The organism is Blautia sp. ZXY-1-C6 (assembly GCF_056339875.1).
On sequence record NZ_JBWJVQ010000221.1, the window covers coordinates 18,505 to 37,769 of the forward strand.

Annotated in this window: 22 protein-coding genes; 3 read left to right on the plus strand and 19 right to left on the minus strand. The window is 40.2% G+C overall.

Annotation, left to right across the window (positions count from 1 at the left end):
- Positions 1-19: 19 nt before the first annotated feature.
- The 15 genes from crcB to AC075J_RS13650 all read right to left on the minus strand — a co-directional run bounded on the left by crcB (position 20) and on the right by AC075J_RS13650 (position 10,418).
- Complete coding sequence (gene crcB / locus AC075J_RS13580; protein WP_008705128.1) at positions 20-385, minus strand: fluoride efflux transporter CrcB; 366 nt, start codon at positions 383-385, stop codon at positions 20-22.
- 84 nt (positions 386-469) lie between these two features.
- On the minus strand, positions 470-931 hold the full coding sequence (locus AC075J_RS13585) for an NUDIX hydrolase (protein ID WP_008705129.1): 462 nt from the start codon (positions 929-931) through the stop codon (positions 470-472).
- 84 nt (positions 932-1,015) lie between these two features.
- Entirely contained in the window at positions 1,016-1,681 is a 666-nt protein-coding gene (locus tag AC075J_RS13590) for an energy-coupled thiamine transporter ThiT (RefSeq protein WP_008705130.1), read from the minus strand.
- Positions 1,682-2,486: 805 nt separating this feature from the next.
- A complete protein-coding gene (locus tag AC075J_RS13595) occupies positions 2,487-3,464 on the minus strand; it encodes a helix-turn-helix domain-containing protein (RefSeq protein WP_476390422.1) in 978 nt (325 codons plus the stop codon).
- Between the two features lie 150 nt (positions 3,465-3,614).
- Positions 3,615-3,935 carry a DUF3784 domain-containing protein gene (locus tag AC075J_RS13600; protein WP_476390423.1) on the minus strand — a complete coding sequence of 107 codons (321 nt, stop codon included), beginning with the start codon at positions 3,933-3,935 and terminating at the stop codon, positions 3,615-3,617.
- Positions 3,936-3,976: 41 nt separating this feature from the next.
- A complete protein-coding gene (locus AC075J_RS13605; protein WP_008373562.1) occupies positions 3,977-4,309 on the minus strand; it encodes a DUF3784 domain-containing protein in 333 nt (110 codons plus the stop codon).
- Positions 4,310-4,366: 57 nt separating this feature from the next.
- Positions 4,367-4,564: a zinc ribbon domain-containing protein gene (locus tag AC075J_RS13610; RefSeq protein WP_008373560.1), complete on the minus strand. Its 198-nt coding sequence runs from the start codon at positions 4,562-4,564 to the stop codon at positions 4,367-4,369.
- Between the two features lie 47 nt (positions 4,565-4,611).
- Positions 4,612-5,028, minus strand: a complete 417-nt coding sequence (locus AC075J_RS13615) for a YjdF family protein (RefSeq protein WP_055059745.1) — start codon at positions 5,026-5,028, stop codon at positions 4,612-4,614.
- A 241-nt stretch (positions 5,029-5,269) separates the two neighbouring features.
- The gene (locus AC075J_RS13620; protein WP_055059744.1) at positions 5,270-5,644 is read right to left on the minus strand and encodes a TnpV protein; all 375 of its coding nucleotides are present in this window, start codon (positions 5,642-5,644) and stop codon (positions 5,270-5,272) included.
- Positions 5,645-5,647: 3 nt separating this feature from the next.
- Complete coding sequence (locus AC075J_RS13625; protein WP_055059743.1) at positions 5,648-7,069, minus strand: plasmid recombination protein; 1,422 nt, start codon at positions 7,067-7,069, stop codon at positions 5,648-5,650.
- A 219-nt stretch (positions 7,070-7,288) separates the two neighbouring features.
- Positions 7,289-7,516 (minus strand): DUF5348 domain-containing protein, encoded by a 228-nt coding sequence (locus AC075J_RS13630; protein ID WP_055053912.1) that lies wholly within the window; start codon positions 7,514-7,516, stop codon positions 7,289-7,291.
- A 150-nt stretch (positions 7,517-7,666) separates the two neighbouring features.
- Positions 7,667-7,888 carry a hypothetical protein gene (locus AC075J_RS13635; RefSeq protein WP_055059751.1) on the minus strand — a complete coding sequence of 74 codons (222 nt, stop codon included), beginning with the start codon at positions 7,886-7,888 and terminating at the stop codon, positions 7,667-7,669.
- A gap of 127 nt (positions 7,889-8,015) precedes the next feature.
- The gene (locus AC075J_RS13640) at positions 8,016-9,017 is read right to left on the minus strand and encodes an AAA family ATPase (RefSeq protein ID WP_072522256.1); all 1,002 of its coding nucleotides are present in this window, start codon (positions 9,015-9,017) and stop codon (positions 8,016-8,018) included.
- Positions 8,989-10,206 carry a site-specific integrase gene (locus AC075J_RS13645; RefSeq protein WP_055059741.1) on the minus strand — a complete coding sequence of 406 codons (1,218 nt, stop codon included), beginning with the start codon at positions 10,204-10,206 and terminating at the stop codon, positions 8,989-8,991. The genes AC075J_RS13640 and AC075J_RS13645 overlap by 29 nt, the downstream gene beginning before the upstream one ends.
- Before the next feature lie 17 nt (positions 10,207-10,223).
- The gene (locus AC075J_RS13650; RefSeq protein WP_055053915.1) at positions 10,224-10,418 is read right to left on the minus strand and encodes a helix-turn-helix domain-containing protein; all 195 of its coding nucleotides are present in this window, start codon (positions 10,416-10,418) and stop codon (positions 10,224-10,226) included.
- Between the two features lie 159 nt (positions 10,419-10,577).
- Here AC075J_RS13650 and AC075J_RS13655 point away from each other — a divergent pair, with 159 nt between their 5' ends.
- Positions 10,578-11,192: a helix-turn-helix domain-containing protein gene (locus AC075J_RS13655; RefSeq protein WP_070100139.1), complete on the plus strand. Its 615-nt coding sequence runs from the start codon at positions 10,578-10,580 to the stop codon at positions 11,190-11,192.
- 200 nt (positions 11,193-11,392) lie between these two features.
- Here AC075J_RS13655 and tuf read toward each other — a convergent pair whose 3' ends face one another.
- From tuf to rpsL, 4 genes are all read right to left on the minus strand, one after another.
- Complete coding sequence (gene tuf / locus AC075J_RS13660; protein ID WP_008705156.1) at positions 11,393-12,586, minus strand: elongation factor Tu; 1,194 nt, start codon at positions 12,584-12,586, stop codon at positions 11,393-11,395.
- A 335-nt stretch (positions 12,587-12,921) separates the two neighbouring features.
- A complete protein-coding gene (fusA, locus tag AC075J_RS13665) occupies positions 12,922-15,042 on the minus strand; it encodes an elongation factor G (RefSeq protein WP_008705157.1) in 2,121 nt (706 codons plus the stop codon).
- A gap of 17 nt (positions 15,043-15,059) precedes the next feature.
- Positions 15,060-15,530 (minus strand): 30S ribosomal protein S7, encoded by a 471-nt coding sequence (gene rpsG / locus AC075J_RS13670; protein ID WP_020993199.1) that lies wholly within the window; start codon positions 15,528-15,530, stop codon positions 15,060-15,062.
- Between the two features lie 224 nt (positions 15,531-15,754).
- Positions 15,755-16,171, minus strand: coding sequence for a 30S ribosomal protein S12 (gene rpsL, locus AC075J_RS13675; protein WP_008705161.1), 417 nt, complete (start codon positions 16,169-16,171; stop codon positions 15,755-15,757).
- Positions 16,172-16,954: 783 nt separating this feature from the next.
- On the opposite strand from rpsL, the gene AC075J_RS13680 reads away from it, so the two are divergent.
- Both AC075J_RS13680 and AC075J_RS13685 read left to right on the plus strand, forming a co-directional pair.
- Complete coding sequence (locus tag AC075J_RS13680) at positions 16,955-17,968, plus strand: N-acetylmuramoyl-L-alanine amidase (protein ID WP_008705162.1); 1,014 nt, start codon at positions 16,955-16,957, stop codon at positions 17,966-17,968.
- A gap of 113 nt (positions 17,969-18,081) precedes the next feature.
- Positions 18,082-19,182 (plus strand): serine hydrolase, encoded by a 1,101-nt coding sequence (locus tag AC075J_RS13685; protein WP_008705163.1) that lies wholly within the window; start codon positions 18,082-18,084, stop codon positions 19,180-19,182.
- Positions 19,183-19,265 lie beyond the last annotated feature (83 nt).

Sequence of the window (19,265 nt, forward strand, 5' to 3'; positions counted from 1 at the left end):
TTTTTACGATGGAAGCAGCTTATCTTACAGTAAGATATTCCACTGCAAAAATCGCCAGCACGCCTACCAATACGCTAAGTAATACATAACATAGAGCTATTCCCATATGTCCATCCCGGATCAAATCCGAAGATTCCAGTGCAAAGGTTGAGAATGTGGTAAATCCACCGCAGACTCCCACCTTCAGAAACAAAATCATCCTTGGTGGAACAGACAATTTCGCCGCCAGTACTGTGATTGCTCCGATCACAATACATCCAATCACATTGATACAAAAGGTTTTTACCGGAAAAATCATGGTTTCTCCTGTGGGAATCAGCCCAATCAGGTACCGCAATACTGCTCCTGCAAAACCACCCAGCCCTACTGCCAAACAATTCATCATTTTATCTCTCCAAAATCAAGCGGATAAAATCATCCGCTTCGCTACGCGGCTCTATACCGAATAACTGCTTCGCAGTTTATTCGGTTAATATAAATTTACTTGTTTATCTACGAGTTTTTCCCCTTCATACTGCAATTTTAAAGAAAAAAATCGCTCATCTCCTGAAAGAAGCAAATCCAGAAAAACTCTGTCACCTTCCCATGTGGGAAGTGTCGGCACAACAGCTTTATCTATCCAGTAAAGTTCTCCTTCATTGCATTCTGTTAATTCACCGATATATTCGTTGGCCGTAAACACACACATAAGCTCCGGTTCACATTTATCGCTTATAAATGTAACCAGACCTCGAAGTTTATATGATGTCAGTGTTAATCCTGTTTCTTCTTTCACTTCACGCAAAAGACATTCCTCCGGGGATTCCTGGCCCTCTGCATGTCCGCCGACTCCAATCCACTTTCCCTCATTTATGTCATTGTGCTTTTTTATCCTGTGAAGCATCAGATATTTGCCATTATTTTCTATATAGCATAAAGTCGTTATTGTCATTCTTACACTTCCCTAAACAAAATTACTATACCAAATGTTCTGAGTACCGGGCAACGACACATCCCTGTTGCCAGACAAAACAAACTACTGCAGTGCGGCACGCTTTACCTGGATCAGTGCTTTTGACACCGCAGGTACTGAAATGATGATCACCGTGATAATGCCCTCTGCCAGCAGATAGCTGTAATTGTATAAGATCGGATATACGGCTGTCAGAGATTTTGGGAAATTGTCTGGCATATAGCTCATCCAATAAAGATAACCGCCCAGAGAATGAAAAGCTCCTCTGGCAATTACAGCTATTATGTATCCTTTCAGAAGTCCATGACTCTGTTTTGCAAATAATCCTGCCAGTCCAAGTGCCGCAAATGCAAGTATGTAATCACAGCACACCTGAAAAAATGAAAGTATATAAGGCTCCTGGATAAACTGCAGGATTCCGTAAGCAAACCCAGCCATAATACCAGTTCCGACCCCATACCAGTTTGCGATCAGAACAATAAAAAGCATACTGCAAAGAGTGACGCTTCCTCCCCACGGCAGTTTGAAGATTTTCAGATAAGACGTAATAAAAGCAAGTGCAATAGCTACGGCACAGAATACCAGTTGCCTTGTGGTAAGCTTTTTCTTGTCTGAATTCTTCCCTGCAAAATAAATCGCCAGAAAAAACAAAATGATTCCGGCAATAACTGTAATCACATATCCGGCAGTTGTAAGTCCACCATCAGCAGTTACCATAAAACCAAACATAAAATGACCTCCCTCTTGTTATTAATTTTTGTGTAATTGATTTTATCTGTTGTTCAGATACTAATTTATTATAAGGATTTTATCATTTTTCGTCAATTATTCGTCGCTTACGTTTTTAATTTATTCGCTATTCTTTACAGCCTTATTTTAAACTTTTTACTCAACAGAAAAACCCCGGAAACCTTACGGTTCTACGGGGTATCTTACGTTTGGACACAATGTACCTTGCGGTACTCTATTTATATAATTAAGATGTTATGCTAAAATTATTCGATAACTGTAGCAACACGTCCTGATCCAACAGTACGTCCACCTTCATGTTTGTGAGGTTCTTAAAATCTCATTATTTTCTGTGATTTTCGTGTCTTTATTGTCCTGTGTTATAGGATTTCTACGCTATATTTCTGTTCTCTTCATTTTTTAGTATCAAAACGGTATCACAGCCAGATTTTCATGAGCTGTCAACTTTCCGGTTGCAGATTCCCACCTTGACTGTTATAATCGAAACATGGGTGCTATCATAACGGTAGGCGGTTAGTCCTTCAGCAGAGGGACTGTGACCCTCTGATTACATAGAAACTCGAAAGAGAATCCACTGGAAAGGAGGGCTAAGCCATGAGTATTGTTGATTTTATTGCAGTAGTGAGCTTCGGCTTAACCTGCTTTGGTCTTGGATATACCTTTGGCAAGGATAATAATAAACCACAAAAATAGCCGCCCTGGTCTGGTAAACTAAGCGGCAATTTTTGTCAAAACATATATCGGACTAACCGTCTATCGGTAGCACTCTTTTTCTATAATCATATTAGCACGCATGTGTGAAAATGTCAAAAATTTTCTTCATCTCTTGGTTATTAATCTCCTTGATCAACTGTACTGCCTTCTCTGCATCATCGGTTTTCACGAATATATCCACACCATATATTCCAAATCCAGGTGCCCCATGCATTGCAACATTCGCACCTGCTTCCTGTGAAAAAGCTGCTATTCCATTTTGCTTTAACATTTCTACAAGTTGTTCTGTCTCTACTATATTCTGTGCATTATAAATTTTTGTCCATTCTACCTGAGATAGGGAAATTTCCTTTTTCTCCTGAACATTTGACAAATTCTGGTTTCTTTTTCGATTAATAAATGCCAAGAGCCTAAGAATAATAAATGCCACAATAGTAATACCAATCAGAAATCCCAATGCTAATCGTGTTATCTGTGTTTCTGTAGCTCCCATTCTGAATAAGCATACACCATAGATGACGGTAAAAATTCCTGCACATATCACACTGGTGAGAAAATCTCTCCATATAGTAGCACTTTTTGGCAAACATTTATCCCATATTCCATTGTACACCATAATAGAGGCGTACAGGATTCCTCCTACTAAAGCAGTTGCTGTCTCTCCTAAAACCAAGCGAATATCCACCGTTAATAACATCTGAATAATAATCGCTAACACACTAATCACAAACATTGATGCAAATGCAAGATTTCCAGCCTTTAATGCTTTTTGTTTCACCCATTCTTCATACACCGCAACTTTGTCCAATGTTTCTTTCATCTCTTTATTCATAGTCTGGCTCCTTTCTCCATCCAGGAGCTCTCTCATCTCAACATCGTAATACTCAGCAAGTTGAACAAGTATACTGAGATCTGGCATATTTATTCCTGTTTCCCATCTGGAAACTGTTCTTGCAGATACTCCAAACTTTTCAGCAAGCTGCTCTTGTGTAAGATTCTTTTCTTTACGACATTGCTTTAAAAAAGCTCCAATCTTTTTTGTATCCATATCTCTACCTCTCTTCCACTTACAGCTTACCAATATATACCAAAATTACCACGACATAAAACGAGAATCCGCTAATTTTCAACCGGACATCGTATGTCTAAAACAAATAAACGGTATTTTCACCCCAAAAGCATTCTATTCCTCTATAAATTAACCTTCTCTTTTATGTCTATCCATAAGCAGCAGAATAAACATAACAAACCATATCACCCATGCCATTAAACAACCGATTCCTATATACCAAATATCTATTATCATTCCAGCAATAAAAGGAATTGACATAAACATCATTCTCTTCCCATATGCCTTACACATAGCATTTTCATCATATTTTTTTCGTTCTTCTGCTGATTTCATATTATCACCAGACAAGAAGTTAGATGCTTGTCCCTTTGACCTATAAAACCATATTCCAAATAAAAACATAATCACTGCCATTGCAAAGTCAAAAATAATATAAATATAGAACATATAATGCCTTCCTTTCAGTCCATTCCTCAAACCAGAAGTTATTACTTTTTGCATAGTGTGTTTTCTAAAATGATAATAACCACGACATCAACTACAATGATTCCCAATGCAATATATACAAAAAATGCAGGCAAAATATTTTCAAGCAAGCCCATAATTAATGCAAGAATTGCTATAATAGACATTCCAACTCCCATTGTCCTGCATAACTTCTTTTCATCATATTTTTTCTTTTCTTCTTTTGAAGCTGTATTATATCCAGAAATAAACCAGCTTCCGTGTCCAGAAAGTAAAACTATAGAAAGTACAGCAAATATTACAAAGACAATCCACACTATCCAATCAGAACCTGTTGCTAAATCTGCTAATTTCAATTATAGACCCTCCCTAAATTTCGTTTTTCTTAATTCTAAAAATCTGAAAGTTGTCTTTTAAGATTTCAATTTCGTTAAATCCTCTAAATACATTTCTGTATAACCACATTCTGGGCAGACTGCAACTCTAACATCATCTATAGTTGTCGCCTTTTGTTTTTCATCTACACGAACAACCATCCCATAGCCACCGCCATTAACTTTAAGTCTTAAATCTAATTTCATACTTGCTCCACACTTTTCACATTTCCTCATTGTTTATACCTCCAAATCCCGAATTTGAGAAAAAGCTCAAAGGACTTTTAATGTCCCTTATGCTTTTCTCTTTTCTTTCGCTGTTTTAGTTCAAACATTCGCTGTTCTTCCGCCTCTTTTTTCTTTCGTTTTTTTTCTTTACGCTCCTGTTTGTTCTGTTCCTGTTGTAATTTCAACGCCTGTTGCGATTTTGTGCCAATGCCAGTTTCCAGCATCTGCTTTTTTGCTGAACGCTGCATCCGTTTCGGATTTCTTTTTATATCCTTTACAATAGCTTCAACAGCCGGACTGAATTTCAAACCGAAATAGTATTTTTGAATATATTCCTGCACTTCATATTCTTTTGGTTCTACGCCAAATGTTACCTTTGCCACAGATAATTTACCATCTTCAATATGCTCAAATATGCCTACCCAAAATGGTTCTTCAAAATATACCGTCAATCTTCCATTTACTTTGTCCATAAAAATCCCTCCTAAAATTTATTGAACAAAGAATGGACAACCCGGAGGGGCAGGTTACTTACCCTATTTATATAGGACGGCCGGGCTACCTACCGGCTCTGGCACATCAAAGATGCACGTTGCGTTTTTATCTTTGTTTTGATAACTTTCAATTTACCTTCACTTTATTTTACCATAGTGCTTTCTAAAGTTCTATTCTAATATACAAAAATGTAAAAAAGCGATCTTATCCCCCTCGCAATCACACATATATCATGTTTTTCAATACAATTTCTTCTGCACTAGCTTTTATATTATTCATCAGCCTGACCCTCTCCATCTGATCCTGTGCCTTTAATTCTTCAGTTACACCCTGTTTTTCTGTCATCTGTTCCATAAGCGTTTCCACCTGTTCTCTAGCTTCCTGATCAGTCTGATTCAGATGTTCATTCAGCTTTCCAGTCAATAACAAATACTGATACCTTGCTGATCTGTGTTCTTTTAAGAACTGCTTTCGTAACATTCCATATTTTCCATATGTCGGTTCTTCTTCTCTTAAAACCAGATCCGGCAAATAGTAATCTCCATGCAACGTATAGCTCATTCCATTTTTCTCATCATAAATCTGTTTTTTCATAGTCTAAATCTCCAATCCTTTGTATTTTGTTTTATTTTTCTTACGTTGTTGGTTTTCAATCTGGCTCTTTTGAGTTGCCCATTCCAACTGTTTCAGAACGCTTCCCTTTGGCATTTGTTCCATTCGACGCTGCTCTTCCAATTCCTTTTGTTCTTTAATATCCTGCTGCACTACATCCTCTACAACTTCTGTTCCCAGAATACGCACCACTCTGTCATATCTGTCCGAAGTCTCCTGTAAACGTTGATTATCATTTGATAATTTTCCATTTTCCTTACGTACATCGTCTAACTGTTTCTGGATATTATCACATTCCTCAACAGATTTTTGATATTTATTTTTCCAGCTTTCTACCATTTTGTTAAGCTCTACAACCTTTCCAGCTAATGCAGCAATCTGATTCTTCATCTTGATAAACAATGGCTTGATTTTATTCTCCCTGTAAGGTACTGCACGTTCAAATGTTCCTGCCTCCGGTAAAAACGTCTTAATCATTCCATATTCTTTTATTTCCTTACTGGCATTATCCATGATTGGTTGTAGCACATTCCGACGATCTTCCAGACTTTTTAGTTCTTTTTCTGCGTCCTCTGCCCTTTGTTCTGCTTCTTGCTTCTCCCTAATTGCCTGTTCCTTATCGTCTTTTAAAATCTGGATATCTGCTCTGGATTCCGCAATTTGTGCTGTCAGTTCTTCGTTTTCTGCAGTTAGATACTCTTTCTCCTGCTCTAATTTCTGTACTTCCTTTTTCCGTTCTTTTTTCTTGAAGTTATAGACATCCAGATGTTCCTCATGACTGCCTTTCTGTTCCCATTCAATACCATGCTCTTTTGCAATCCCTGCCAGAACTTCTTTTTCATGGTTCATCCACTGGTTTAACTCAGTATCATGCTTATTCCCACCTTGAAATCCAAGACTTTTTAATGCCTGTTTCAGCGAAACTCTGGTGTCCATTCCTTTTCCTTTCCAATCAGTTACATAAGGAATAAAATCAATATGTAGATGTGGCGTAGCTTCATCCTGATGTAGATAACAACCAAATACCCGTAGCGTTGGATTCCGTTTCTGGAAGTCCTTTACATACTCATCCAGTACTTTTACAGCCTGACCTCCTTCTGCTGTTCCGACAGCCATATCTTCTCGATTTCCAATCTGGAAAATCACTTCATGGAACAATTTTTCCTGTTTGCCCTGCCGGATTTTTTCATAGTAATTTGTAATCTGTCGATCTTTTCTTTTCCCGATATTATATCGTTCTACAGCTTCATCAAACAGTTCTTTATAAACTTCTTTTAAATTCTCATTCTGATAGCAAATATTTAATTGCACTCTGTCTGAATCAACATTTTCTGCTATAAATTCCCTTCTGTTATGAGCCAGAGAACCTGTCCCGATCATACCACTAATTGTTCGTTTCAGCGTCATGTTCGTCACCCCACTTTCTAAAACCAGTGCCAGACATGGCACATAAATTTGTATCTTTACCAGCTATAGTATAAAAAGAAATCTTCGCCGGATACGGCGGTTTTGTTACTTTTGTCAAAAGTAACGCAAAAGCACTTTCGACAGCCGTTCCGTCCATCAAAAGTACCCTTGCGCCCTGCCGGGGGCTATTTTATCTCTTTCGTTACTCTCTCGACTAAATTATTCCGGTATTCTTGCCTGCACATATTCCAGATCTCCACAGTATGGCGTTCCAACCAGATACCATTCTCTTGCTGGATTCATCTCCATTCTTGTCCTTACCCACTTATCATCGACCAGCACCTCAAGACCTTCTCCACAGTGAAATCCCGTATCAATCCATAAGTCTGATGCCAACAACCCATATCTGTCATTGCTACTGTTATATCCTAATCTTCCCTGTTTCATTGTATCTTTCTCCCTTCTTCACAACTATCAAATTTACAGCCGTCTCACATTCCAGCCACAGTTTTCCGTCTGCACCTTACCAACTTTCTCCTTGTTTACTTCTCACAGGTGCGTGACACGCTCCTGTAAAAAGATAATCAATAAGAACTGTTACCATCGAAAGCTCTCTTGCATTCCTTTTCTGTCCAGATACTCCTGCCGGAACTTTTCCCGTTCTTCTTCTGTTGGTGCAGTTTTGAATTTACTGTATACCTCACGATTTACCATTGCATCCAGCTTTTTCTCCAGACCTTTTCTTATATCATCTGCTTCCTGTTCCTGATCCAGTAAATGATATTTTATAATCTTTCCAAATAACTCCTCTGGAATCATAACGTTTTTCAAGCTCTCACCTTCTTACAATTTATGTAAGGACGCAACACTGCAATGTCTTTACAGATTGCAACCTTGCATTTTAATTCCGCATTTTCTATATACTCTGCAATGTTGCACCCTTAATTTATTCCGGCTTAACTTTATCTAAATCCCAATACCATGAATTGCCGATTCGTCTTGCCTTAATTTCAAGTTCCTTTTTTGCATTTTCCAGTGTTCTTTTAGAAATATTCAAATCTTCTGCCATATCAAAGATTTCACTGCTTTGCACAGAAGTTGATGTTTCTGCCAGTTCCCTCAGCATCTTCTTTGCCTGTTCCAGTTTATTTACCTTTGGCGCAATTCCACCAAGCACCTCATCTGCTGTGATTTCATAGTCACCTATCCACTCAAATCCTGTTTCTGTCAGGCGAAATGCTTTGGAATGCCCAAATGCAGCCAGATTATTTTTAATCTGAACCACTGCTCTTAAATCCGGTTCTCCCTCTATTCTTCCTACCAGTAATACGCTTCTGGCTACTGCAAAAAAGTCAATCGAACCCATTCCTCTATATGCAGCTTTGTTTCCACCAGCTTTATTCATGTGTCCGATTAATAAAATTGCACATTTGTATTTTTCTGCCAACAAACTCAATCTTTTCGTCATATCCCTTGCTTCATTTGCACGGTTCATATCCATTGTTCCTCCAAGGTATGCCTGAATCGGATCTAAAATAAGCACTCTCGCACCAGTCTGTTTGATAGCAGTTTCCAGTCTTTCATCAATCATGGAAAGTGATTTTTCTGTTTCATCTATAACCATAATTCTTTCACAGACCGCTTCTGCCAGCTCCAGTCTGGGTTTTACTGTATCTGCCAGTCCATCTTCCGCTGTCTGATAGATAATATTCACGGGTTCTGTTACTTTCATATCGTTATCCAGACCTTCTCCTTTAGACAATCTTGCAGCAATATTTAATACCAGCGTAGTTTTTCCATCACCGGGATCTCCCTGAATAATCGTTAATTTTCCATAAGGGATAAACGGATACCAGAGCCAGTCCACTGTCTGAGACTGGACATCTGACATCTTTATCATTTTCAATTCTGTTTTATTCTCATTTCTCTGTTCCATAAATTCCTCCATTTTCCCAACTGTTCTCGCCAGTTATCTGTTGTTCTCTGGAAGAATCTCTGCTATAATCAACTTGTCTAGGGTTGACATTTGTGGATTTGTCCTCATTTGTCACATTGCTCCGGTTGTTCGTACTTCCGGAGCTTTTTATATTTTCATCATCCAACATATCTGCCACTACTTTCTGCTGATCTGGATATAAGTGCCCATAAGTATTCAATGTAATGCGAATGTCCGTATGTCCAAACCTTTCTTTAATCATCAATGGTTGCACTCCCTTATTGATCAGAAATGCCGCATGACTGTGACGAATGTCGTGTACTCTTATCTTTTTTACTCCGGTCTTTTGAACCACCTGTTTTAACTTATGCTGTACCGCTTCATGAACCATTGGAAAAATCCGTTCATCTTCGGGCAACTCATACAGTCTGCTAATATAATCCTGAATCTCTTTTTTCAGAAATTCCGGTATGGAAATCGTACGGTTCGATTCTTCTGTTTTGGGAGATGTAATCACGTCCTCTCCATGCATACGGTAGTAAGTTTTATTGATATGAAGTAAATTCCTTTCAAAATCAATGTCAGCAGGTGTAATGCTGAGTGCTTCGCCTTCTCTCGCTCCTGTCCAGAATAATAATTCAAACAGTACATAATATTTGCTTCCCGGTTCTATTCCGGTCATAAACTGCCGATATTCTTTAATTGTCCAAAACTTCATTTTCTTTTTTGAAGTCTTTCCCATACGTTTTACTTTGTCACAGGGATTATCTGCCAGATTGTAGATATTCTTCGCATGATTGAATAATGCCGTCATCTGATTCTGTATTGTTTTCAGATAATCATCTGAATATCCTTTTTCAATAATCGTATTCTGCCACTGGATAATCTCTGCTGGTGTAATACTGTTCATTGGTCTGTCCTTAAAATACGGTAACAGTTGAGCCTTCATCGTATCTCTTTTATTCTTGATACTCCTGTCCTTCAATGACTGAGACTTGTCTCGGAAGTAGACTTCTACAAACTCTCCCATTGTCATATCCATGTCTGCTTTCGCTGTTCTTTTATACTCCGCTTCAAAATTTAATGCTTCTTTCTTAGTGCGGAATCCTCTTTTTACTTTTCGCTTTTTGGCTCCTGTCCAGTCCTCATAATAAAATGAAACATACCAGGTTCCTCTTTCTTCATCTTTGTATGCTGCCATACTTTCTCCCCCCCCCTTTACATTGCAATCTGGGAATATCCATAAAATTTCTTTTCCCAGAATGCTCTCGGTATCTTGCCCGCAACGGTCACATATCCCTGATCTGCAAGCTCTTTGTTCAGTTTGCGAAGTAGCTTGTAAGCATATCCAAGTGAAATCCCCATGCTCTCTGCAACTTCTTCCGCTGTAATCATATAGTTTTGTCTCTGCATATCATTTCCTCCTTGTCTATAATTATCATTTTCACTGATACTATATCATTTTAAATAATCATTGTCAATGGTTTTTATCTGTGTGAATGATATTTTTCTATATTGTTGATTTTTATCATTTGTGATATACTAATCATAGCTTTTAAGGAGGTGGATAATATGCAGGAATCATCTATTTCAGAAAAAATAAAAGAGCTACGAACTGATCTGAAGATGAATCAAAAAAACTTTTCCGCAGCTATTGGTATACGTCAGTCAACTTTATCCAGTTATGAAAATGGTGTGGTTACTCCCTCCAATGATGTGTTATTGACTATTGCTCAGAAATTTCATGTCTCACTGGACTGGTTATTTGGATTATCTGAAAATAAAGTACAGATTTCTACTCTCAGCGATATTCTTTGGGTTTTACTGCAGATGAATGAATCCAATGAACTCCGGTATGAACTGGATATAAATAATAAACTTCCCGGTGATATAGAAACAGAAACACAGAAATGGTATGCCGGACTTCGCTTTTATGGAAATGATCCGGAACATTCTTTAAACGCAGATATGTGTAATTTTCTTGCTGATCTGCAGGAGAACAGAGAAAGCCTGGAATCTTATTTCACGGGCAAAGATATGTTTGATATGTGGAAAAAGCAGACGTTGGAATACTACACTTCCAAACCTGTCACCCATAAAGAAATTGAAGAACTGGATTTTGAGACACGAATCCGTAAACGAGATGAACTTTTAACACAGAAATTTTCCAATAACGAACAGAAATAGTATCATAACAGTATCACAGGCAGATATGCGAAGGTTTTCATTTTCTTCCCATACCTGCCTGTTTTTAATTTATTCGCTATTCTTTACAGCCTTATTTTAATCTTCTGTTCAACAGAAAAACCCCGGAAACCTTACGGTTCCGGGGTATCTTACGTTTGGACACATGTACCTTGCGGTACTCAATATATATTAGTCAGTGATTACTCGATGATTGTAGCAACACGTCCTGATCCTACAGTACGTCCACCTTCACGGATAGCGAAAGTAAGACCCTGGCTCATAGCGATTGGGTGGATCAGTTCGATTGTCATTTCGATGTTATCTCCAGGCATACACATTTCTGTTCCTTCTGGAAGGTTGCAAACACCTGTTACGTCTGTTGTTCTGAAGTAGAACTGTGGACGATAGTTGTTGAAGAATGGAGTATGACGTCCACCTTCATCTTTTGTCAGAACGTAAACCTGAGCTGTGAATTTTGTATGGCATGTAAGTGTTCCTGGTTTAGCAAGAACCTGTCCACGCTCGATTTCGTTTCTCTGAACACCACGAAGAAGTGCACCGATGTTATCACCAGCCTGAGCTTCATCAAGAAGTTTACGGAACATCTCGATACCAGTTACAACTACTTTACGTGTTTCTTCTTTGATACCAACGATTTCAACTTCGTCAGATACATGAAGTACACCAGCCTCTACTCTACCAGTAGCAACTGTACCACGACCTGTGATAGAGAATACATCCTCTACAGGCATTACGAATGGTTTATCTGTGTCACGCTGTGGGTCTGGAATGTAGCTGTCAACAGCATCCATAAGTTCCATGATCTTGTCTCCCCACTCACCGTTCGGATCTTCAAGAGCTTTAAGAGCAGAACCTTTGATTACCGGGATATCATCTCCTGGGAAATCATACTCGGAAAGAAGTTCACGAATCTCCATCTCAACCAGTTCAAGAAGTTCTTCGTCATCAACCATATCACATTTGTTCATGAATACAACGATGTAAGGAACACCTACCTGACGAGCAAGAAGAACGTGCTCTTTTGTCTGAGCCATAACACCATCTGTAGCTGCTACAACAAGGATAGCACCATCCATCTGAGCTGCACCTGTGATCATGTTCTTAACGTAGTCAGCATGTCCTGGGCAGTCAACATGTGCATAATGTCTCTTCTCTGTCTGATACTCAACGTGAGCTGTAGAAATTGTGATACCACGCTCTCTTTCTTCTGGAGCTTTATCGATATCTTCAAAGTTTTCTACTACGTTTCCAGCAACTCTCTCAGCCAGAACTTTTGTGATTGCAGCTGTTAAAGTTGTTTTACCATGGTCAACGTGTCCAATGGTACCAATGTTACAATGCGGTTTTGTTCTCTCAAACTTAGCTTTTGCCATTTTAAAACGTCCTCCTTAAAACAATTGGCTCTTATATTATTATAGAGCATCTTTTCGGTTTTAAACTTGCTATCCTTGATTATATTGCATAATCAGAATATTTGCAAGCATTTTATACAATTTGATAACTTGCATTACCAATTGTTATATCATTACAGCTCACCCACGCCGCTATCACACGAGGTGTTTTGGCATGTATATGCCAAAATTCCATTGCAGAAAACAATCTGGAATGAATTTTTGGCAACGTTACTGAGAACGAAGTGAACAATAACGTTATATCTCCTGCAGTCCGTTGGCTTTAAACACCAACAGACTGCAGATGATCAAAATTATCAGTCTTTCTTAGCAAGAATCTTTTCCTGTACAGACTTCGGAACCTGCTCATATTTCTCAAAGAACATAGAGTAGTTACCACGTCCCTGTGTTCTGGAACGAAGGTCTGTAGCATATCCGAACATTTCGGAAAGTGGAACGTATCCACGGATCATCTTACCACCGCCGATATCTTCCATACCTTCGATACGACCACGGCGGGAGTTGATATCACCGATAACATCACCCATGTAATCCTCTGGTGTAGTAACTTCGACTTTCATGATAGGCTCAAGAAGAACCGGAGCTGCTTTCTGCATAGCATCTTTGAATGCAAGAGAACCTGCAATGTGGAATGCCATTTCAGAGGAGTCGACTTCATGGTAGGAACCATCGTATACGTTAGCATATACACCGACTACAGGGAATCCGCCAAGGATACCAGCTTTCATAGCTTCTTCGATACCTTCGCCGACTGCCGGAATGTATTCCTTCGGAATAGCACCACCAACAACTGTGGATTCGAACTTGTACAGTTCTTCTCCGTTGGCATCCATAGGCTCGAATTTAACTTTACAGTGACCATACTGTCCACGACCACCAGACTGTTTTGCATACTTACTGTCTACATCAACAGCTTTGGTGATTGTCTCTTTGTAAGCAACCTGAGGAGCACCTACGTTAGCCTCAACCTTAAATTCACGAAGGAGACGGTCAACGATGATATCCAGATGAAGCTCACCCATACCAGCGATAATAGTCTGTCCAGTTTCCTGATCTGTATGTGCACGGAATGTCGGGTCTTCCTCTGCAAGTTTTGCAAGAGCTTCACCAAGTTTACCCTGTCCAGCTTTAGTCTTAGGCTCGATAGCCAGCTCGATAACTGGTTCTGGGAATTCCATGGACTCCAGGATTACCGGATGCTGCTCGTCACAGATTGTATCACCAGTTGTTGTGAATTTGAATCCGATAGCTGCAGCGATATCACCGGAATATACTTTATCAAGTTCCATACGTTTGTTAGCATGCATCTGAAGAATACGTCCAACACGTTCTTTCTTGTCCTTAGTAGCATTAAGTACATAAGAACCAGAATTCATTGTACCGGAGTATACACGGAAATATGCCAGTTTACCAACAAATGGGTCTGTCATAATCTTGAATGCAAGTGCTGCAAACGGTTCTTCATCAGAAGAATGTCTTACTACCGGGTTGCCGTCCAGGTCAGTTCCCTCGATTGGAGGAATATCTGTTGGAGCAGGCATATACTCAAGGATAGCATCAAGAAGTTTCTGAACACCTTTGTTTCTGTAAGCAGAACCACAGCAAACCGGAACAGCTGTACACTCGCATGTCGCTTTTCTTAATGTTGCTTTCAGTCTCTCAACAGTTGGTTCTTCACCTTCAAGATATTCCATCATTAAGTCGTCATCAAGCTCACAGATTTTCTCAATGAGCTCTGTATGATAAAGCTCAGCATCTTCCTTCATGTCTTCAGGAATGTCAACGATGGAGATGTCATCACCTTTTTCATCGTTGTAGATGTAAGCTTTCATTTCGAATAAGTCAATGATTCCTTTGAAATCATCTTCTTTTCCGATTGGCAGCTGTAAGCAGATTGCGTTTTTACCAAGACGAGTCTTGATCTGCTCTACTGCACCGTAGAAGTTTGCACCAAGGATATCCATCTTGTTGATGAATGCCATACGTGGTACATTGTAAGTGTCGGCCTGACGCCATACGTTTTCAGACTGCGGTTCAACACCACCCTTAGCACAGAAAACGCCGACAGCACCGTCAAGTACACGAAGAGAACGCTCAACTTCTACTGTGAAGTCAACGTGACCTGGGGTATCAATGATGTTGATACGATGTTCCAGAGCACCTGGCTTCGGTTTGCAGTTCTCTTCCAGAGTCCAGTGACATGTTGTAGCCGCTGAAGTGATTGTGATACCTCTCTCCTGCTCCTGTTCCATCCAGTCCATGGTAGCAGTACCTTCATGAGTATCACCAATCTTATAGTTGACACCTGTATAATACAGGATACGTTCTGTAAGAGTTGTTTTACCCGCATCGATATGAGCCATAATACCAATATTTCTGGTACGCTCTAATGGATATTCTCTTCCCTCTTTAGCCAATGGATTTTCCTCCTATATTAGAAGCGATAGTGAGCAAATGCTTTATTTGCCTCAGCCATCTTGTGCATGTCTTCTTTTCTCTTAACGGATGCACCTGTGTTGTTCATTGCATCTAAAAGCTCATTTGCAAGTCTTTCTTCCATTGTTTTCTCGCCTCTTTTACGAGAGAACATTGTTAACCAGCGAAGAGCCAGTGCCTGACGTCTGTCTGCTCTTACCTCGATCGGAACCTGATAAGTAGCACCACCGATACGTCTAGCTTTTACTTCAAGAAGTGGCATGATGTTGTTCATAGCCTCTTCGAAAACTTCAAGTGCTGGTTTACCAGCTTTTTCTTCGATTCTGGCGAATGCACCGTAAACAATTTTCTGTGCTACACCTTTCTTACCGTCTAACATGATGTTATTGATAAGTTTGGTAACCACTTTATTGTTGTACATTGGATCTGCCAGAACGTCTCTTTTCTGAGTATGTCCTTTACGTGGCACGTTACTTCCCTCCTTAATCATTGTGATTAAATCATCGGTACTCACGCAGATAACTATTGCATGTTCGCACTGGTAAGGTCCTATATTTAACCCGCAACCGGCAGGGTATATGGAATACCGTACAAATTCATAGTTCTAGTCTTCCGTGAATTTTCGATTGATTAATTCCTGCTGTCCTAAACAATAGGATCAGTTCTTAAAATTCTTATGAAACCTTTTTAGAATTATTTCTTTTTCGGTCTCTTAGCGCCGTATTTAGAACGGGCCTGTTTTCTGTTAGCAACACCTGCAGTATCAAGAGTACCTCTGATGATGTGGTATCTTGTACCAGGTAAGTCCTTAACCCTTCCACCACGGATAAGAACAACGCTATGCTCCTGAAGGTTGTGACCTTCTCCTGGGATGTAGCTTGTTACTTCGATTCCGTTGGAAAGACGAACTCTGGCGATTTTTCTAAGAGCTGAGTTAGGCTTCTTAGGAGTTGCAGTCTTAACTGCTGTACAAACGCCACGTTTCTGTGGTGCAGACTGTTCAACTGCTTTCTTTCTTAAAGAGTTGAATGTTTTCTGGAGAGCCGGAGCTGTAGATTTCTTTACAGATGTCTGGCGTCCTTTTCTTACTAACTGGTTGAATGTTGGCATTCCATTTCACCTCCCGATTTATTTCTCCATAGATTTTTCTATGGGGCCTTGCGGTTGCTATTCGTGTAATTACGCGCAAAAAAATTAAACGCTCCTTTTGCACGCTTGCTTATTATATCCCGCAAAACTCGCACTGTCAAGGGATTTCTCGTGAATTTTACAGTATTTTTTCATATTTTTATCATAACCAAAAAATCCTTTCCTCATACACTACATCACCATATTAAACTTATCTGACAATATGCTCCCCCTCCAACCACTTTACTGCCACTTCCCCACTGCGAATCCCAGCGCCGGATAATATTTATTTTGTGTGCATTTGCAGGATGCTTAGAGATACTTAATCTGCAGAAATCTGCGTTATGAGCAGACCGTCTCACGTGTTTGAGCGAAGTTTGCAACGTAGCGAGTTTGAGAGGGCTGCTCATGCTTTTAGCAGATTTCTGCAGATTTATAGCAGTCCTAGTAAATAATGCATTTAAGACAGTTCAGCAGAGTGCGAAAGACAAGGAAGATATCTGCAGGCGTGCTAACGCACGGCAAAGATATCTGACGCAGGATTTCACACTCTGATGGGCTGGATTAAGATGCATTATTTACTAGGACTGCTATAATATCTCTTAGCGTCCGAAACCGCACACAAAATAAATATTATCCGGCGCGTCCCCTTCACTAACAATTGCATTTCCCCCTCCCTTTTATTATAATAACAACTAAAGCAGGCAAATCAACTTGCAGACACACTATAACATTCTATAAACTCAGGAAAGGACACTATAATATATGAAGAAACCCAGCATGATCAGCATCCTTCTGTTTCTGACAGGACTCCTGTGCATCATAGCCCTGATCTTCTTTAACAGGACCACACTGCACCAGATCCTCACCACTGAAAAAGAAGTCGATACAATCTCCGAACAGATCACTGCAAAACACGACGAAGTCAAACAGGCAGTAGACAAGTACACTACCGCCATAGACACAGTCCAGTCAAATATCAATCGCATGAAACAAAAACAACAGACAGCCACACAGAAGAAAACCAAAGAAAAAGCTGAAATCCCGGAAGAAGCTTCATCAAAGCCTTCTGTATTCAGCCAGAACAGCACCAGTGCCTCTTCTGATTCCAGTGCCAGCGTTTTCTCCTCCGATGCCGAAACAGACGGACATATAATAGGAATCGATCCAGGGCATCAGAGTGAGTCCGTAGATATGAGTGCCCCGGAGCCCAACGGTCCCGGTTCTTCTGAAATGAAAGCAAAATGTACCAGCGGAACTCAGGGAACCTACAGCGGTGTTCCCGAATACCAGCTCAATCTGGAGGTCTCTCTTCAACTAAAGGATGAACTGGAACAGAGAGGCTATCAGGTAGTCATGACACGAACAGACAATGAAACAGCCATCAGCAACATGGAACGCGCACAATATGCTGCTTCACAGGGCGCAGAAATCTATGTCCGCATCCATGCAAACGGCGATGATTCCCATACTGCATCAGGGGCACTGACCATGTCACCCTCCCAGAATAACCCTTATATCCCACAACTGTTTGAACAGTCTGATCGATTATCCCGATGCATCATCGATTCCTACTGTGCTGCAACAGGTTTTCAGAACCTTGGAATCCAGTACACTGACACGATGACAGGAATTAACTGGAGCACTGTTCCTGTTACGATCCTCGAAATGGGATTTATGACAAGCCAGAATGACGATCTGAAAATGAATGATGCAGAATTCCAGAAAACAATGGTACAGGGAATCGCAAATGGCATTGACAGCTACTTTGCATCATGATGATGTAAGTGTCAAAAAGCATTTTGCCCTTGACTTGATATCTGCGGATTGCTACGCAGCTTCGCAGTTCCCGCAATCCTGATTACAATAATAATTACGAAAGGAAAACCGCAATGAATAAAAAGCCAAATGAAAAACCTATTTTTCTCTATATAGTGATCGGCATACTGACTGTTGCAGTGATTGCACTGGCAGCTGTTTCATTTTTATCACTGAACCATCTCGTCACACTACAGCAAAAAGTACAGACACTCTCCAAAACCGTAGAGGAGATTTCCACTGATGCAAATACCCTTATCAGTCAGGCAGATCAGTTAGATGAATTAAGAGAACAGGAAAGTTCTGTCAAGGCAGCCACCGGAGAAACATCTCCTGCGCAGTCAGAATCCGCTGAACCCTCTTCAGAATCCGAACAGCAGAACGGAACACTTTCCCCTTCCTCCAACAACACATTTACCGACAACACTGATTCCAGCATGGACAATCTCCTGAAACAGGTACAGTCCCTGCTGCCGGCTGATAACGGAACCTGGTCCGTCTATGTCTGCAACCTGCCGAAAGATTCTGAAGGCATGATCAACGATACTCCCATGCAGGCAGCAAGCCTGATCAAACTGTATATTATGGGAGCTGTATACGAAAACTACGATACACTCTCCCAGTCTCACAATGGAGACGAAATTGACAGTAATATTTCAGCCATGATCACTGTCAGTGATAATGATGCTGCTAACACTCTGGTAAACTGGCTTGGAAACGGCGATAACTCTGCAGGTATGGCAAAAGTAAATGGCTTCTGCCAGGAACATGGTTTCACCAGCACCCAGATGAACCGCCTGCTTCTCGCAGGTAAAGAAAACGGCGACAACTATACATCCGTCAAAGACTGTGGAACCTTTTTAAAGCAGATATACCAGACTGTCAACGGAACCCTTCCCGCTTCTACTCTTCCAAACGCAGATGCAATGTATTATCACTTAAAAATGCAGCAGCGTAAAAACAAGATCCCTGCACAACTTCCAGAAGGCGTCGGTACTGCCAATAAGACCGGCGAACTTGACACTGTAGAAAATGATGCAGCGATCATCTATGATACAGCCAAAGGAATTGATCTTGTAGTATGCTTTATGTCACAGAATCTTACTGATACCGGTGCAGCCCAAAGCACCATTGCTGCAGATGCACGTGCTATCTACGGATATTATAATGAATAAACACACTCTTCTGAATCTACAGTCTATCCAGATAATTGTCATAAATCAGACAGATATTCGCAACCTCCGCAGGGGACTTACTT

Bases quoted from the DNA above. Each gene is read 5' to 3' on its own strand.
- tuf (WP_008705156.1), bottom strand. From the start codon at position 12,586: ATGGCAAAAGCTAAGTTTGAGAGAACAAAACCGCATTGTAACATTGGT.
- AC075J_RS13630 (WP_055053912.1), bottom strand. From the start codon at position 7,516: ATGAAACAGGGAAGATTAGGATATAACAGTAGCAATGACAGATATGGG.
- AC075J_RS13685 (WP_008705163.1), top strand. From the start codon at position 18,082: ATGAATAAAAAGCCAAATGAAAAACCTATTTTTCTCTATATAGTGATC.
- AC075J_RS13645 (WP_055059741.1), bottom strand. From the start codon at position 10,206: ATGGCAGCATACAAAGATGAAGAAAGAGGAACCTGGTATGTTTCATTT.
- AC075J_RS13610 (WP_008373560.1), bottom strand. From the start codon at position 4,564: ATGAGGAAATGTGAAAAGTGTGGAGCAAGTATGAAATTAGATTTAAGA.
- AC075J_RS13650 (WP_055053915.1), bottom strand. From the start codon at position 10,418: ATGCAGAGACAAAACTATATGATTACAGCGGAAGAAGTTGCAGAGAGC.
- AC075J_RS13635 (WP_055059751.1), bottom strand. From the start codon at position 7,888: ATGATTCCAGAGGAGTTATTTGGAAAGATTATAAAATATCATTTACTG.
- crcB (WP_008705128.1), bottom strand. From the start codon at position 385: ATGATGAATTGTTTGGCAGTAGGGCTGGGTGGTTTTGCAGGAGCAGTA.
- AC075J_RS13590 (WP_008705130.1), bottom strand. From the start codon at position 1,681: ATGTTTGGTTTTATGGTAACTGCTGATGGTGGACTTACAACTGCCGGA.
- AC075J_RS13655 (WP_070100139.1), top strand. From the start codon at position 10,578: ATGCAGGAATCATCTATTTCAGAAAAAATAAAAGAGCTACGAACTGAT.
- AC075J_RS13625 (WP_055059743.1), bottom strand. From the start codon at position 7,069: ATGACGCTGAAACGAACAATTAGTGGTATGATCGGGACAGGTTCTCTG.
- AC075J_RS13680 (WP_008705162.1), top strand. From the start codon at position 16,955: ATGAAGAAACCCAGCATGATCAGCATCCTTCTGTTTCTGACAGGACTC.
- AC075J_RS13600 (WP_476390423.1), bottom strand. From the start codon at position 3,935: ATGTTCTATATTTATATTATTTTTGACTTTGCAATGGCAGTGATTATG.
- rpsL (WP_008705161.1), bottom strand. From the start codon at position 16,171: ATGCCAACATTCAACCAGTTAGTAAGAAAAGGACGCCAGACATCTGTA.
- AC075J_RS13640 (WP_072522256.1), bottom strand. From the start codon at position 9,017: ATGGAGGAATTTATGGAACAGAGAAATGAGAATAAAACAGAATTGAAA.
- AC075J_RS13615 (WP_055059745.1), bottom strand. From the start codon at position 5,028: ATGGACAAAGTAAATGGAAGATTGACGGTATATTTTGAAGAACCATTT.
- AC075J_RS13595 (WP_476390422.1), bottom strand. From the start codon at position 3,464: ATGGATACAAAAAAGATTGGAGCTTTTTTAAAGCAATGTCGTAAAGAA.
- AC075J_RS13620 (WP_055059744.1), bottom strand. From the start codon at position 5,644: ATGAAAAAACAGATTTATGATGAGAAAAATGGAATGAGCTATACGTTG.
- AC075J_RS13585 (WP_008705129.1), bottom strand. From the start codon at position 931: ATGACAATAACGACTTTATGCTATATAGAAAATAATGGCAAATATCTG.